Source organism: Flaviaestuariibacter amylovorans (assembly GCF_039541815.1).
In the GTDB taxonomy this organism is placed as follows: Bacteria; Bacteroidota; Bacteroidia; order Chitinophagales; family Chitinophagaceae; genus Flavisolibacter; species Flavisolibacter amylovorans.
Genome location: NZ_BAABGY010000008.1, coordinates 239,633 through 253,545, shown reverse-complemented (window position 1 = coordinate 253,545; position 13,913 = coordinate 239,633). Strand labels below are relative to the sequence as shown.

The 13,913-nt window shown below is 52.8% G+C and carries 10 protein-coding genes; 4 read left to right on the top strand and 6 right to left on the bottom strand.

Annotated features, from left to right (window positions below; genetic code table 11):
* Positions 1-4 precede the first annotated feature (4 nt).
* Complete coding sequence (locus tag ABD937_RS14780) at positions 5-2,245, top strand: GH92 family glycosyl hydrolase (RefSeq protein ID WP_345256528.1); 2,241 nt, start codon at positions 5-7, stop codon at positions 2,243-2,245.
* 137 nt (positions 2,246-2,382) lie between these two features.
* Positions 2,383-4,887: a WD40/YVTN/BNR-like repeat-containing protein gene (locus ABD937_RS14775; protein WP_345256527.1), complete on the top strand. Its 2,505-nt coding sequence runs from the start codon at positions 2,383-2,385 to the stop codon at positions 4,885-4,887.
* A 100-nt stretch (positions 4,888-4,987) separates the two neighbouring features.
* Here ABD937_RS14775 and ABD937_RS14770 read toward each other — a convergent pair whose 3' ends face one another.
* On the bottom strand, positions 4,988-7,597 hold the full coding sequence (locus ABD937_RS14770) for a glycoside hydrolase family 2 TIM barrel-domain containing protein (RefSeq protein ID WP_345256526.1): 2,610 nt from the start codon (positions 7,595-7,597) through the stop codon (positions 4,988-4,990).
* Between ABD937_RS14770 and ABD937_RS14765 the strand changes: the two genes are divergently transcribed.
* The gene (locus ABD937_RS14765) at positions 7,581-7,907 is read left to right on the top strand and encodes a hypothetical protein (RefSeq protein WP_345256525.1); all 327 of its coding nucleotides are present in this window, start codon (positions 7,581-7,583) and stop codon (positions 7,905-7,907) included. The two genes, ABD937_RS14770 and ABD937_RS14765, sit on opposite strands and share 17 nt — an antisense overlap.
* Before the next feature lie 702 nt (positions 7,908-8,609).
* On the opposite strand, the gene ABD937_RS14760 is transcribed toward ABD937_RS14765, so the two are convergent.
* Positions 8,610-9,173 carry a hypothetical protein gene (locus tag ABD937_RS14760; protein WP_345256524.1) on the bottom strand — a complete coding sequence of 188 codons (564 nt, stop codon included), beginning with the start codon at positions 9,171-9,173 and terminating at the stop codon, positions 8,610-8,612.
* A gap of 100 nt (positions 9,174-9,273) precedes the next feature.
* On the opposite strand from ABD937_RS14760, the gene ABD937_RS14755 reads away from it, so the two are divergent.
* A complete protein-coding gene (locus ABD937_RS14755; RefSeq protein ID WP_345256652.1) occupies positions 9,274-9,525 on the top strand; it encodes a helix-turn-helix domain-containing protein in 252 nt (83 codons plus the stop codon).
* A gap of 32 nt (positions 9,526-9,557) precedes the next feature.
* Here the strand turns inward: ABD937_RS14755 and ABD937_RS14750 are convergent, their stop codons facing one another.
* From ABD937_RS14750 to ABD937_RS14735, 4 genes are all read right to left on the bottom strand, one after another.
* The gene (locus tag ABD937_RS14750) at positions 9,558-10,559 is read right to left on the bottom strand and encodes a restriction endonuclease (protein WP_345256523.1); all 1,002 of its coding nucleotides are present in this window, start codon (positions 10,557-10,559) and stop codon (positions 9,558-9,560) included.
* 43 nt (positions 10,560-10,602) lie between these two features.
* Positions 10,603-11,550 carry a phospholipase D-like domain-containing protein gene (locus tag ABD937_RS14745; RefSeq protein WP_345256522.1) on the bottom strand — a complete coding sequence of 316 codons (948 nt, stop codon included), beginning with the start codon at positions 11,548-11,550 and terminating at the stop codon, positions 10,603-10,605.
* A gap of 385 nt (positions 11,551-11,935) precedes the next feature.
* Complete coding sequence (locus ABD937_RS14740; RefSeq protein WP_345256521.1) at positions 11,936-12,952, bottom strand: DUF3871 family protein; 1,017 nt, start codon at positions 12,950-12,952, stop codon at positions 11,936-11,938.
* A gap of 78 nt (positions 12,953-13,030) precedes the next feature.
* Positions 13,031-13,861: a DEAD/DEAH box helicase family protein gene (locus ABD937_RS14735; protein WP_345256520.1), complete on the bottom strand. Its 831-nt coding sequence runs from the start codon at positions 13,859-13,861 to the stop codon at positions 13,031-13,033.
* Positions 13,862-13,913 lie beyond the last annotated feature (52 nt).

Sequence of the window (13,913 nt, the reverse complement as noted above, 5' to 3'; positions counted from 1 at the left end):
GACCATGAAGAAAATGTTGCTTGCCTTTGTCCTGTTGATCGGGACCCGCGTATCCGGCCAGTCGCCGGCAACCTATGTCAATCCCTTTATCGGTACCGCCAATAAAGGCAATACCCACCCGGGAGCGGTGTTGCCCTGGGGCATGGTATCGGTTTCCCCCCACAGCACCGCGCAGTTCAAAGGCGCCGCCTACTACGAGGCCGGCCAGCCCTTCATCTACGGCTTCGGTCATGTGCAGTTGTCGGGCGTGGGCTGCAACGACGCCGGCAACATCGTGCTGATGCCGGTGGCAAGTGGCTTACCGTTCCTGGCAGCCGAAGACCGCAAATCGGCTTACCGCAACGAAGTGGCCCGGGCCGGATATTACAGCTGCTACCTGGAAAAGCCGGCAGTTCACACCGAAGCAACCGCCACGCAGCGCACGGGCCGGTCGCGCTTCTTCTTCGACGGACCGACGGGCGGAGTGGTCCTGGACCTGGCGCAGAACAAAAGCAGTGTGCGCGGGGGCTATATCCGGAAGCTCGGCGACACCGAAATAGAAGGTTACCAATGGAGCGGCCGTTTCTGCGACATGCCGCTCACGCGGCGGGTGTACTTTGTGCTCCGGGCAAAAACGACCGGTGGGCGGATCCGGCTTTTCAACAACGGCCGGCTGGTAGCGGAAGATAGCGTTGCCGGGGCCGGCGCGGGAATGATCCTGGAGGGCAGCGCGCCCGACCGGCTGGAGATGGAAATTTCGGTGGGCGTTTCCTTTGTCAGCACAGAAAACGCCCGGATGAACCTCATCACTGAGCAAGGCCGTCACTCCTTCGACGCGCTGCGACAGGCCGCCTTCCGGAGCTGGGACGCGGCGCTGTCGCGGATCGCATTGGAAGGGGGCACCACCGACGACAAAACCAAATTTTATACGGCCTACTACCACACCCTGTTGTCGCCGGTAATAGTTAACGATGTGAACGGCGAATACCTGAGTATGCAAACGGACTCCGCTCAAAGCCGGCGGCCTCAGAAAAGCAGGGGAGCACATTTCTCCGTGTTTTCTCTCTGGGACACCTACCGCACGGTACACCCGTTTCTTACCCTGATGCATCCGCAACAACAGGAAGCTATCCTTCATTCGATGCTACGGATGTACCGGGAAGGAGGATGGCTGCCCAAGTGGGAGCTCTACGGACAGGAAAGCTGGGTGATGGTGGGCGACCCCGCCCCGATCGTTATCGCCGACAGCTACATAAAAGGACTGAAAAACATCGACGTGCCGCTTGCCTGGGAGGCCATGCGGAAAGGCAGCCTGCAAACGAGACCCCAGAATATGCTGCGGCCCGGGAATAAGGATTACTGGCAATTGGGCTATGTACCGATCGACCGCCGCGGGGGCAGCGACAGCACCCTCTTCACCTGGACGAACGGCTATGTATGGGGGCCTGTATCCACTTCGCTCGAATACCACCTGGCCGACTTCAGCGTGGGCACGTTTGCACAGGCCATCGGGAAAAAAAAGGAAAGCCGGAGGTGGCTCGAACAAAGCAACCGCTTCCGCAGCCTGTTTCACCCTGTCAGCAAAATGTTCCGCCCCCGCCGGGCAGACGGCAGCTGGCTGACACCGTTCGATTCGAAAAACCGGGAATACGACATTCGCTGGAAAGGCAGCGGCGGGCATGGTTATGTGGAGGGGGACGCATGGATCTACCGCTTTTTTGCATCGCACAACATGCCCGGGGTGATCCGCCTGTACGGCGGCGCAAAGGCATTCACCGACAGCCTGCGGCAGCTGTTCGAAGGCGGCCACTTCGACATGACCAATGAGCCGGATATCAGCTACCCCTACCTGTTCAATTACGTAAAAGGCGAAGAATGGCGCACCCAGAAGACGGTGAGCGAGTGCGTCGCGAAATACTTCAGCAATGCTCCGGGCGGGATTCCCGGAAACGACGACGCCGGCACGCTGAGCGCCTGGCTCCTGTTTGCCATGATCGGAATTTACCCCGACTGCCCAGGCAAAGTAGCTTACCAGATCAATACGCCCGCCTTTGATAAGATAACCCTGACCCTCACGTCGCGCTACCATGCGGGAAAGCAGTTTGTCATCGAAAAAAAAGGAACGGGATCCACGATCAAACGCATGCACCTGAACGGAACGCTGTTGACACGATATACGCTGGATCACCACGAGATCACCAACGGCGGTAAACTGACCATCGAGATGGGACCCGACGAGGAAGCCGCGGCCGCGCCTGCCAGGTGATGCCCCTAGCCACCTTCGAACCGGCGTACCATCGTCCCGGATGGCGAACACATCCCATCGCGCGGTCAAAAAAATACGACCGGAAACAAAGCGCGCGCTCCGCGCCATGTCCTCGTTGATTCATAAACAGCCAAGGAATGAAAAAGCTCTTCTTATTGTTAGTGACGCTTCCCTCGCGCACCGATGCCCAGTGGGTGAACACCAATCCGGGCGCCGGCGGACAGATACAACACCTTACCTGTCATCCAACCATTGCCGGACGCATGTATTTCGCCTCCGACGTGGAGGGATTCTACCAGTCGAACGATTTCGGGCGCAGCTGGCACTACAAAGGACAAACCACGCCTACCCACAACACCTTCATCATCCAGGGCGAGCCCCATAATGCAAACCGGATCTACGGCGGGTTCCAGCAAGGCTTCGCCATCAGCGACGACAATGCCCGAACGTGGCGGCGCATCACCCTGCCCACCGCCAGCCCCAATATGTCGGTGGCCACGATCGAAATTGACCCGAAGGATCCGAACATCGTTTTCGTGGCGAATAGCTGGCTCGAAGACAACCCGCCCGCGGCGACTTACAACGCCCAATCGGGCGAGACGGAACCGGCCGTGGCAAAAAACGGCGGCATCATTGGCACCCGTAAGATCTGGCACAGCCGCGATCGCGGCGCTACGTGGACCATGAGCTACTATTTTCCGAAACAAAGCACCGGCGACCGGAACGTATATACGATATCCATTCACCCGACCGTACCAGGCCGGGTAGTGATCGCCAACGACTCGGCGCTTGTAGAAACCACCGATGGTGGCAGCAGCTGGAAGGCGCTCCCCGCTCCCGCCGGCGCCATCGTTTGCCAGGGGGGCGACTTCTCTCCCGATGGCAACTGGCTGTATGCGGTCTATAACCGGAACACGCCCGGCGGCATGCGCTCCGGCCTGTTTGTTCGGAGCTACCCGGACGGCGACTGGCAGGAAATTCAACCAGATAGCAGCAACCCCCTGAAAGACCTCCGGCAAACCGTTTGGCGACCGGTGGTGTTCAAGAAATCGGGTGCGCAACGGCACTATGTGCTCATGGGCGGTTATGAGCGCGGCGGCGTGGTGGGCCTGTACGAAGCCGAGGTGAACCTGTCCGGCAAAGCAACGGCGGGTGGTTCAATACGAATGGCACTGAATTACCGCGCGCGACAAGACGTTTCTTTCGACGTAGGCTGGAACGCCTACCAGAATTATACCCGAACCTATTGCTACTTCCCGCCCGCCTGGAAGCATACCGACAACCAGGAACGAGGCGCACTGGTGATGGCCCAACAGTCGTTTTTTGTGGGCGACCTCGCCCGCCTCCACAACTGGCGCATCAGCAGTACCCATTACATACGCAGCTTCCGGCTGCCCGATAATCAACTGGTGCGGATGTACCGCACCAACGGCACCGCCTCCACAGTCAACTGGGACGTAGCGGGCTATAAGAACTATGTGGCCCAGGCGCAAGCCGACAATGCCCTGGTGGAAAGCTACGACGGTGGCCGGTCGTGGTACCAGAACAATCCGCCTCTCCCAAGCATCCAGGGCAATTGCGATGCGGTGGCCGTTGCGTTGCTCGACACACCTGTCGTTTTCGCCAGTACTCAAAATGGGTACGGAGGCGCACTCAACTTCGGCACCGGTGTGCTGCGTTTTAAAACACTGACTAATCTGAACGGTCCAACCGACAGGTGGCAAGAACTCATAAATACCACCTTCGTAAACGGGGAGCCGGCAAGGGAAGCCGATCTGAAGGGGCTCGCTCCGGTCAACAACCGCATCGTTTCCATCGCTTCCGATCCGCATGATCCGCGGCGGCTTTTTATTGCCTGCGCGTCAGGGAGCAGCAGCACAGCGCCGCACAGTGTAAGCAACGGCGGCGTCTATGTATGCGACGACATACAAGCCCTGATCGGCAACCCCGGCAATCCAGCTTTTTACTTCCGCAACATCGGCACAGGCGGCCCCGGCGACCGCAACACGCGTAAGGTAGTGGCCGACGCCCACCGCCCCGGTATCCTATACGCCCGTTCCCTGTCGGGCACCCACCGCGGCGAACGACAACCCGACGGATCGTACCGGTGGTACTCCCTCCGGATCGAGGGGTCGGAAGCGGGACTTACGGGCAGCTACCAAAGCCTCGACGATCTCAATACCTGGGCCGGAAACGACAGCAGCTATCTTGCCCTTACCCGAACCAATCCCAACGACGGCCAGAATGAGCTTTGGCTATCGGCCGATGAGGGACGCAGCTTTCGAAAGATCCTGGACAAAGCCCTTAGCTTCAGGATCCGGCGCCCTGCGGGTGATTGGTATAGCGAGGATATTCCGGTAACGATCAACGGAGTTTGCGGCTACGGCAAGAACGTATTCGCCGCCGTTTTTGTACGCCGGCCCGGCCTGTCCAAAGGCATCTCTTACCTGAAAGGCACCATCCGCAAAGACGGCTCCATCACGTGGGCGGACTGGACCGGCAAATTCACCGACATCAACTCGAGCGATCTCGAGTTCCCCGTTATCCGGAACAGCAAAATATGGCTGGATGAGAAAAAGAAACCCTTTTTATGGACCGCCACGCATGGCAGCGGAAGCTGGAAGCGGGAAATCAAGCCCTGACCACGCTCTCCGCGGGTCCGCCCTTCGTAGGCGCAAACAAAGGGCGGGATGCACGGAAAAAGACTTTGGCCAGTGGCATTGGGGAAGCAGCCCGAAGGCCTCAGCGCCGGATGACTTCTATCGCATTCAAGATCGTTTGCCCCTTCAACGGTACGAAGGACACGGTGATGCCTTTTTTGTTTCGCACCTCCACGTCGGTCGCGGTTTGAAAAGCCTGCCGGGGCAATAATTCCTTTTGGTTGCTCAGGCCTTTCCACACCAGGAGGCCGTTAACAATTACGTCGAAAGAGCGCTCGGGCGCCGGCGCCGGGTTACGCATCCGGTTTTCGCCCAGTTCGGCAAAATGCAGCACCACGCGGTAATTCCCATCGGGTACGTCTGCCCGGAAAGCCTCGATATTGACACGCTGCGTTGCATACACCGGATCGAGACCGGTACCCAGAATGGCCCGGTTACTACCGTAAGGAATCTGATCGCTATCACGCAACCGGTACAACTCGCCTCCGATATATCCCCAGCTGTTCGCTTTGTATTCCTGCTCGGGCAACCAAACGGTACGCCCTGCGCCATCACTGGTTTGCCGCCTATCGCCCAGGCTAACATGCAGGTCCTTAAACGGAAGCGGGGAGGCATAGGAAGCGGGCTGCAGCTCAAAGTCGATATCCACCGCATCCGAGGCCCCCTGAGGCGATCTTACCTCAAGCTTGTTCCTGCCGTCGACAAACGGCACCATCAGCCGGCACCGCCGGTCGACGGCCTTGACCGATGCAAACTTTTTCCCGTTGAGGTAAGCGGTCACAAAGGGTTGATTAGTGTACACGTCCACCGGCTGCAAGCTATGCTGATCAACCCCCGACACCGAGAGGCCACTCCGCAGCTTCCATTCGCGGCTGCCGATCCGCACAACCGGCTCCTTGCCAAACCGCGCCTGGTAGATCCAGTATGCGTCTTTGGGAATGCGGTCGGCGGTCATAAGGCCTTTCGTGTTCATGTGGGGCGTTGCCTCCTGGCGGTACTCCGAGTTGAAATCGACGAAGTTCCAGGCAGCGCCGCCGGAGATATACTGCCGCTCCATCATTTGCTTTATGTACGCGGCATGAAAAAGCGCCGCATACTCCATGCTTTTGTCAAAGCGTTGCGGCTTCGTAGTATGCAACCGTACGTCACAGTCTGCACCGTACTCGGTGATGATCGTGGGCACCTTCGGATAGTCGGCATGAAAGCGGTCCAGATACTTTCCGAAATCGTGGTATGTTTCCTCGTACCAACCCCGGTACAGGTTCCAGCCGAAGATCATCGCCACATCGATGATGCCCGTGCGCCGGTGCACCTCGTAATCGCCGTAGCCGGGAATGAGGGTGTAGCGGCTGCTGTCTTCCTGCCGGGTGAGCGCTTCGAGCTTCCTCGCCAGCGTCAGCACATCCCTGAAATAGGCTTCTTGTTCCGGACTGCCTTTCTCATACCGGGGCTCAATCAGCACCTCGTTCATATAGGCCCAGATGATCACCGACGGATGATTGAAATGCTGGCGGATCATCTCCCTTTGCATGGCCAGGCAATTGGCTTCAAAACCTTCCGTCTGAGTTATGCGATTGACGATCGGGATTTCTTCCATCACGAGCAGGCCCAGACGGTCGCAGGCCTCCAGCACTGCAGGATCCTGTGGATAGTGCGCAATCCGGATCAGGTTGCTCCCCATGCCTTTCAAAAGCTCCACATCGCGAACATGCAGCGCATCGGGCAGGGCATTGCCCAATTTCTTGAAGTCCTGGTGGCGGTTCGCACCAATCAGCTTCAGGTGTTTCCCATTGAGAAAGAAGCCGCTGTCCGCGCTGAACCGGAACCAGCGAAACCCAAGCGGATGGGCGGTTTCATCGGTCGTGACGCCGCTGTTCCTGTCGATGATCCGGGTCAACACGCGGTACAGGTTCGGCTTGTCGGGGCTCCAGAGCCGGGGTTGCTGCAGTCTGCTGAAAAAGGCAAGGAACGGCACCTTTCCGAAAGCGCCTACCGTGAGATCAGCCTGCTGTTGCGCCACCCGTGCTCCCCTGTCGTCATAAATCTCTGTGTGCACCTGTAGCAGTCTCGGAGTGGCACCCGCGTTTTCAATGAGGCCTTTTACCTGTACGTCGGCCCACTGCTCTGAAACCCTTGGCGTGGACACAAAAACGCCCGATGAACCATAATTGTCCAGATCGAAATGCACTTCATCGGCTGCCAGCAGATAGACGTCACGGTAGATACCGCCGAAAAAGCTGAAATCTGCGTTCAGGGGCGGAATATTCTCGTCGTGCGCATTGGTAAGGTGTATTACCACCTCGTCAGTTGCCGAACTGTCAAAGCGGAGCAGGTGGCCGATCGGTATGGAGAAAGCGCTGTACCCACCGGTGTGCGTGCCGGCTTTCTTCCCGTTTACGAAAACGGTAGCCACCTGGTTCGCCCCCTCGAAATACAGGTGAATGGTTTTTCCCTTCCACGCAGGGCTTACGGAAAGCAACCGCTTGTACCATCCGGCTCCCCGGTAATAACCCGGTTCGTCGTCCAACACATCGGCCGCGTTCCACGTGTGCGGGATGGTAACCTGCTGCCAGTGGCCGCTGCTGCTGTCGCCCTTGCAAAACCACCAGTTGCTGTTGACGGAGGTTTTGATGCGCTGGGCACTTGCGGTCAAAAGGAATAACCAGGAAGCAAAAATGAAAAGAGCTCTCATTGGCGATCGTTTTTACATGGAATTAATTGGTCGCCCAAGGCGCGTCCTCAGGCTGCCTCGCATGGCAGAAGCGGGTTATCGCCCCAATGCGCTTTACGACCGCGCGGTAAGAAATCCCGCGCATTCACGGGTGGCGGCAACGGTTGCTTTGAATGACCCGTTAGGCAGATGGCGTCTTGGCGACGCCGCCAAGGTATTCCGCGCGCCCAACGAAACAGTTCAATTCCTGCATTTTAAGCTCTCATTTTGGAAAACCGGAGTTGTTTCCGTGAGTAAGTTTTGGGCATGCGCAAACTCCGACCGTTTGTAAGCTGCGTTGGGGGTTTTCCGGCGCCTTCAGGAAAATCAAGGTTCGGCGAATGACAGCTGGTCGTGGCAAGCACCGTCTATCCGGTTGCGGTCGCCTGGCTTATCCGCAAAGTGGTAGCCAACGGTGGCACCCGGTGCGCGCCCCAAGAACTAGACGACCTCCCTCCCACCGGTCGCATGGCGCCGCGATAAGGGACTTCCGTTCACCCGGCCACATAGGCGCTCCCTTGTATCACTTCCGGTCTATCCAGCCGGTCGCCGCATGCTCCGGCAAGCCATTCAAATGCCGGAGCGGCTGCATCTGCACGCACCGGTGCTCAGCTCAGAAAATTAACGTCGAACCGCACGCATCAACGAAGCGCAACGGCTGATACTCGCCACACACTGTATCCAGGCATAAGAAAACAGGACAATGCTACGAAATGCTGAAGTTGCCTGTTGAGGCGGAGAACAACGGATCCCGAGGCCTCGGGAGTACCGATGACCTTCCCGGTTCCAGCGGTACGCTCCAGCCAGCTTCAGGTAGGGACATAAAAAAACCCCGCGTTTCCGCGAGGCTCCTTTAAAGCGTGGAGGACAACGGAGTCGAACCGATGACCTCTTGCATGCCATGCAAGCGCTCTAGCCAGCTGAGCTAGTTGAACGCCAGTCACTTATCAAGCCCCACCCCTCTGTTTATACCCAATTCGTACCCAATAGTGTTCTAATCAATAATCTTCACGCTCGTGAACTTACCACTAGTGATGATAAAGCTCCGATTGTTCCTAGAGTCAACAATTGTTCCAGTGAATGTCCCTGAAGCGTAGCCATCATTGACGCTTGTAACATTCAGAGTCCAGGTGTCGTTGTTCATGTTGTCATCATAAGTTGTACCACCGGCATTAGCTCCGAAGAATTTGTAATAGCCATCCCCGCCTGTAGCTTGGTTGGATGAGTAGCCTGCAGCGATGCTAGCTTTCTGCGGGCTCACCGGAATCTCAAAATACAGGTAGTTAGGGTCAGTGCTGTTTATCGTCTGGTCGGTAGCCTTTAGCGTATAAGCCGTATAGGTGGTCGTGACACTTCCTGACGTTCCTGTGATAACATGCTTGTAGATAATCGAGCCAGTAGAACTAGAGCTTGCGAGCGACCCATTTATTGTGTGGGTCCTTCCATTCGCTGTTACTGTAAAACTGCTTGGAGGCGCAGTTACATTGTTCGTTGAACTGTTTCGGCTGCAAGATGACATCATTGACATAATGACAATTGTAGAATAGAATGCTTTCATGATTTTTTAGATTTAAGTAAGCAGTTAGGCTTGGAAGGTAAGTAATGTGTGTTATAACTCACTTTTCTCATGCAGGAATCCTTGGACCTTGTCATCCTTAATGGATGATAGGTTCACATTGGAAAAGAAGGCGTTTGGTATTAGGCTCCGTCAGATAAGGGAGTCTAAGGGTCTTTCGCAACTAGACCTGGAAGTGCAATCCAATATCAACAGAACCGAGATTAGTAGGATTGAGAACGGTCAGAAAAACATTGAGTTGGCTACGATTGTCAAACTGGCGATTGCACTTAACGTAGAAATAAAATCATTCTTCGAAGAGCATCTACCAGAAAGGTTTATGCTGAATCCCTGATAGATAAGAAACGAACTTAAAGTAAATAGAGGTCAAAGGGCATCCTTGTCTTCCATTGGGCTTCCTAAATCATAATCTTTTGCTCCCCCTAATAGCACTCGATTACTAACATCTAACTTGTCCTTGTTAGCCGGATTTCCGATTGTAAACTTCGTTTCACCCGTGTTCAAACTTGATACGCTGGCAATGACACGTTCTCCTTCAATAAAGAATTCAGACATCGAAAATGTAGCACGCAAACCTTCATCATCATGCTTTATATAGCTGAATGAGTTTACTTCGACCGGCTTGTGCTCTGTCATAACCCACCAGATATGAAGCTTCATTGCAATAAACCCAAAGGGAATCAATTTACCTTCGTGGGTAAAACTCGCGTCTTCATATTGAGCGACGCATTGGAGTTCCTTGGCTCTCTTCTCCCCTATGTGCTTAAGAATATGAGTAGGATGCCCCGTTTCTGGAAATATTTCCTCTAGACCATTTTCTAGTTGTTCCTGAATATACTCCCGAAAGTCTTTCTCGATACGCCTGTGCATTGCCTCTCTACAATCCGAACAGCCATTTACTATTTCATTCACAATCCTCCCTTCGAAAGGGTCGCCTACCACCTGAACATCAGAGACCCTAAACAGCTTTCTCGCAAACAAAAGCGCAGAAATGCTATCTGTGTGAACTTCTCGCTTCTTCAAGCGAAGTAATTGTATCCCAAGCGCTTTAGCTTTCGCAATAGCTCCGCTTTGGTAATAGGAGCTTGTAACAAAAAGTCCCAAGATGCCATTTGTTTCTAGGCGCGAATGAAAGTCAACGATATGCTTGAGCTCTATACCACGCTTATAGTCCTTACACTCAAAAGCATACTTTAACGATAGCCCGTTCACGTATGTTGTAACGTATATATCAACCTCCCTATCAATTCCATCCCTATCTTTTACTTTTCTATTCGTTTCGATTCTGGTGTTGGGGTTATCACACAAAGACTTCTCTAGGATAAACACCATAAGCTCCAGAACATCACCTTTCTTCTTCTCCTTCATTATGTTGATATTAAAAATATTCAAAGCGCAGAAGCTAAGACACCTATCGTAACCGCATCTCCACCTTACGAATGTCTGCGATTACTTGTTCAATGCCGTTCTTAAACAGTCTCAACGTCTGCTCACAAGTAGCCGTATCCCATTTTGGCTGGCCTCTTTTATCTCTGTAAATCGTTAGATTGCTCTTATGATAATCCCAGTAAATCTTATAGTTAGTGTACTGATACTCCATCATTGGCGTGAAGAATAAGTCATGTATCCTTTCAAGCTTACTTTCATCCCACCGAAAATCTAGTGCAACTCTATGCAGGGAGAACTCACCTGTTACAACATCTATACTTTTACTAAAATCCGGCTCAAGTACCACATCGATTTTCTCGTAATAGTTCTTGCATCTTATCTCCCCTTTGTGTGTATTATCTATCACTTCAAATTTCTTGTTATCAAACAACCTATTAATAAGTACACAACTTGCGAAAAGCTTTTCGTGTTCCGGTTGAAGTAGTTGTGGCCGAAATCCATTGCTACTCACCTTTGCACTCCTTTTTTCAAGCCGAGCCGTTTGAACTATCTCCCTGACTTCCTTTAGCGCTAGACGATAAGTATCCCCTGCAAACTCCTGGTTAGCGACTAGAACCCCCATCTCTCGGTTATACTTCTCAGAGTAGTCATATAGGTTCATCGACGTGATGACCATTTCATACTCGTTAAAGTAACACTTAGCATGAATGTCTGGGTGACATAGTAAGGTAAGGTTCTCAAAACTCATCAGCCTCTGTTTCTCATTTTTGTGAAGCCTATCTTCTCGGTAAACAATAGTTATTTCTATACCTCTGTCATTCGCATTCTTCAGTAAGTTGCTAAAGTGCTCGGACAACTTTATGTATGGCGCAACAATGACAATCTCCAAGCTAGCACTATTAAGGATGTTGCTAACTGACTCAATAATTGCATTTCTATCTAGGAAGGATTGGCTGGGGGTAATCCTCATATCGCAGCTTAGTTTTAGAACATCTAATATAAGAATATTGCGCACTGCATTTATAGCCATTAAAACTTCGACTAGTAACCAATAGAAAGCTACTAGCCGAAGTTTGACAGAACGATAGAAAATGCTAAACGGTAGCTAATATCCCGAACCTGGTGTAAGCATATGCCTGTCCGTGGATGATATAAACAAGGTTCCACGTTCTGCTGCAAGCAACTCTCTCAACCCACACCTGACTACCTTGCTTTATCGAGCCCACATGGTAAAGTGCTTTAACCAGAAATGGGCAGTAGAGCTTCCTTAGACCTCCAGTTGAGTTCACGAGTAAAATACTACTAGAGTCGCAGTATTTCGGCACGAATAGTTCACTCATTGGCTTCTGCTTGACCTATGAAAGAAACCAGCTGCTCCAGTCTCCTGACAAAGCGTTCTTCACATCGGATACAAAATCAAAGCAATTGACCGACCTGTCTGCAAACGTGTCGATGTAGCTGCTCTTATTTGTGCTCGTGAACAGGTTATACAGCTTCCAGAGGTTGATGTTGCCGTCTGACATCCTGCAGAATGATTCATCCCGGTAGTAGTCACGCACGACAGAGGAAAGCTGCGTGTCATTGAGCAGTAGCGGCGTCAATCCTGCCTTCTGGGTCGAAGGGAGGTAATTATACATCCGGCACCTTCCTATCAGCTGGGCAAACTGATGCTCGGTCAGGCTATACTCGTTCAGAGAATTCAAGGCCTCGAGCTGGCGCTGACCATTATAGTTTGCCAGAAGGGTCTTGATACAGGCTTTGAGTTGGTCAAGGTTCTTTACCTTCAAGTCGCCTACAAAACCGTCAGTCCAGACACAGAGGTTGGTGCACACCTTCACCTGAAACCCGATGAATACCTTAAAGTGTTCGTCGGTACCCTTCTTACTATACAGGTTGTCCAGGTTATAAGCCTTCACCCCACCAATAGTAAGTGAGAGGGTATTCCCGCCGACTTCATCTGCAATAGACGGAATGTTGATGAGGAACGCCATCCGCTCGTAGTAAATGGTCCGTTCGTGGTCCAGTAGTTCCTTAGAAGGCTTATTCCTGGCTTCTGGTATTCTGCCCTTGATTTCGTGCGACAGGCGAACGGCGGGCTTCATAATGGTCTCCCCGTGGAAGATGTCCCGCACAATATCCTGTGTACATTCGATAAAGTCGGCATGGCTGATGACCGGCTCATTATCTTTTACGAACACCGGTATCACATGCTCCTTTTGAATCTGGTCTAAGGAGCTCTCCACGGTATTAGCCGAAATAAATGCGCCGGGAGAGGTTTCTACGGGCTGGTCAACCACATTACCCGAGATAACTGGTTCTGTTTCGTTTAGGGGCTTCTTTTTGCCTTTCACAGGCTTTGTTGATGTTTCCATTGGTTTTCTTAAATGAATGAATAGATGATTGTTGGGGAGCTTAGACTAGATGTTAAGGGGTACATCTCTTGCTTCATGTCAGACGACAGTCATCGGCGGGTGCTTAGGTCCACTGTTGTCAATTTGACGAAATGACACTATGCCATCTAGTTCCAGGCGCCTGCGCGTGAAGGCCGACATAAGGCTCATGTCCTCCATATCAAGGGAAATCATAAGCCGCTGGAGTTCTTCGTGGTTCCTGCAGGAGTCGATTTGCCCCTGCAATGCTGGTGATACAGGGTCCTCCCCCTGATTACACCATTGGAGTAGCTTAGACCCTATTTCAAGTGAGAGTTTGCAAGGGCATTCGCCTTTCAATATTCCTGTGCGGTCCTTAACGACACTTGCTTCCTGATTTTGGTCTAAGGAGACTACTGCATGGAAGTTGTGCCGGTAGGCTAGGTCCTGCTCAAGCCTACTACCTGATACTCTTACTGTCGTAATGATGTGAGCTGTGCTCTCCAGCAGATAGCTCATAAAGGCATGGTGCTGAGGAAATGCATTATTGCGCTTTTGTGCCCGTGAGCCTGGCGTCGAGCAGTATACATCCAGAATGCCGCCTTCACCTACCCACTCTGGGCTGATGGAGTCCACAATAATGACCTCAATGCCTGCACTTTCACATAGGTCGATAGCGTCTATGTACTTCTCTGTCCGGTAGGGAGCGCTTATCTGGATAGTGTTGAATGGCCCGAGCCAGTTGTAAAAAGACGCCGAGTGATGCTCAGTGTCAATAATGGCTGTCTTGGACCAGTCTTTTGCAAGTCCATAGGAAACCAGAAGTGCCGAAAGCGTCTTTCCGGTGTAAGTTTGGCCTTCGAGGCTTAATCTTAGTTTCTGTTTTTTCTGAGTCGCTGGATTCAATTTCATATGATTCTGTTTGGATTAGTGGATGAAAGGCATCCGGTTAAAGAGAGGTCGG

What these genes read in the sequence shown, in the direction of transcription:
- ABD937_RS14745 (WP_345256522.1), bottom strand. Translation starts at nt 11,550, where the DNA reads ATGAGGATTACCCCCAGCCAATCCTTCCTAGATAGAAATGCAATTATT.
- ABD937_RS14765 (WP_345256525.1), top strand. Translation starts at nt 7,581, where the DNA reads ATGAAAAGAGCTCTCATTGGCGATCGTTTTTACATGGAATTAATTGGT.
- ABD937_RS14750 (WP_345256523.1), bottom strand. Translation starts at nt 10,559, where the DNA reads ATGAAGGAGAAGAAGAAAGGTGATGTTCTGGAGCTTATGGTGTTTATC.
- ABD937_RS14775 (WP_345256527.1), top strand. Translation starts at nt 2,383, where the DNA reads ATGAAAAAGCTCTTCTTATTGTTAGTGACGCTTCCCTCGCGCACCGAT.
- ABD937_RS14740 (WP_345256521.1), bottom strand. Translation starts at nt 12,952, where the DNA reads ATGGAAACATCAACAAAGCCTGTGAAAGGCAAAAAGAAGCCCCTAAAC.
- ABD937_RS14760 (WP_345256524.1), bottom strand. Translation starts at nt 9,173, where the DNA reads ATGAAAGCATTCTATTCTACAATTGTCATTATGTCAATGATGTCATCT.
- ABD937_RS14780 (WP_345256528.1), top strand. Translation starts at nt 5, where the DNA reads ATGAAGAAAATGTTGCTTGCCTTTGTCCTGTTGATCGGGACCCGCGTA.
- ABD937_RS14770 (WP_345256526.1), bottom strand. Translation starts at nt 7,597, where the DNA reads ATGAGAGCTCTTTTCATTTTTGCTTCCTGGTTATTCCTTTTGACCGCA.
- ABD937_RS14755 (WP_345256652.1), top strand. Translation starts at nt 9,274, where the DNA reads ATGGATGATAGGTTCACATTGGAAAAGAAGGCGTTTGGTATTAGGCTC.
- ABD937_RS14735 (WP_345256520.1), bottom strand. Translation starts at nt 13,861, where the DNA reads ATGAAATTGAATCCAGCGACTCAGAAAAAACAGAAACTAAGATTAAGC.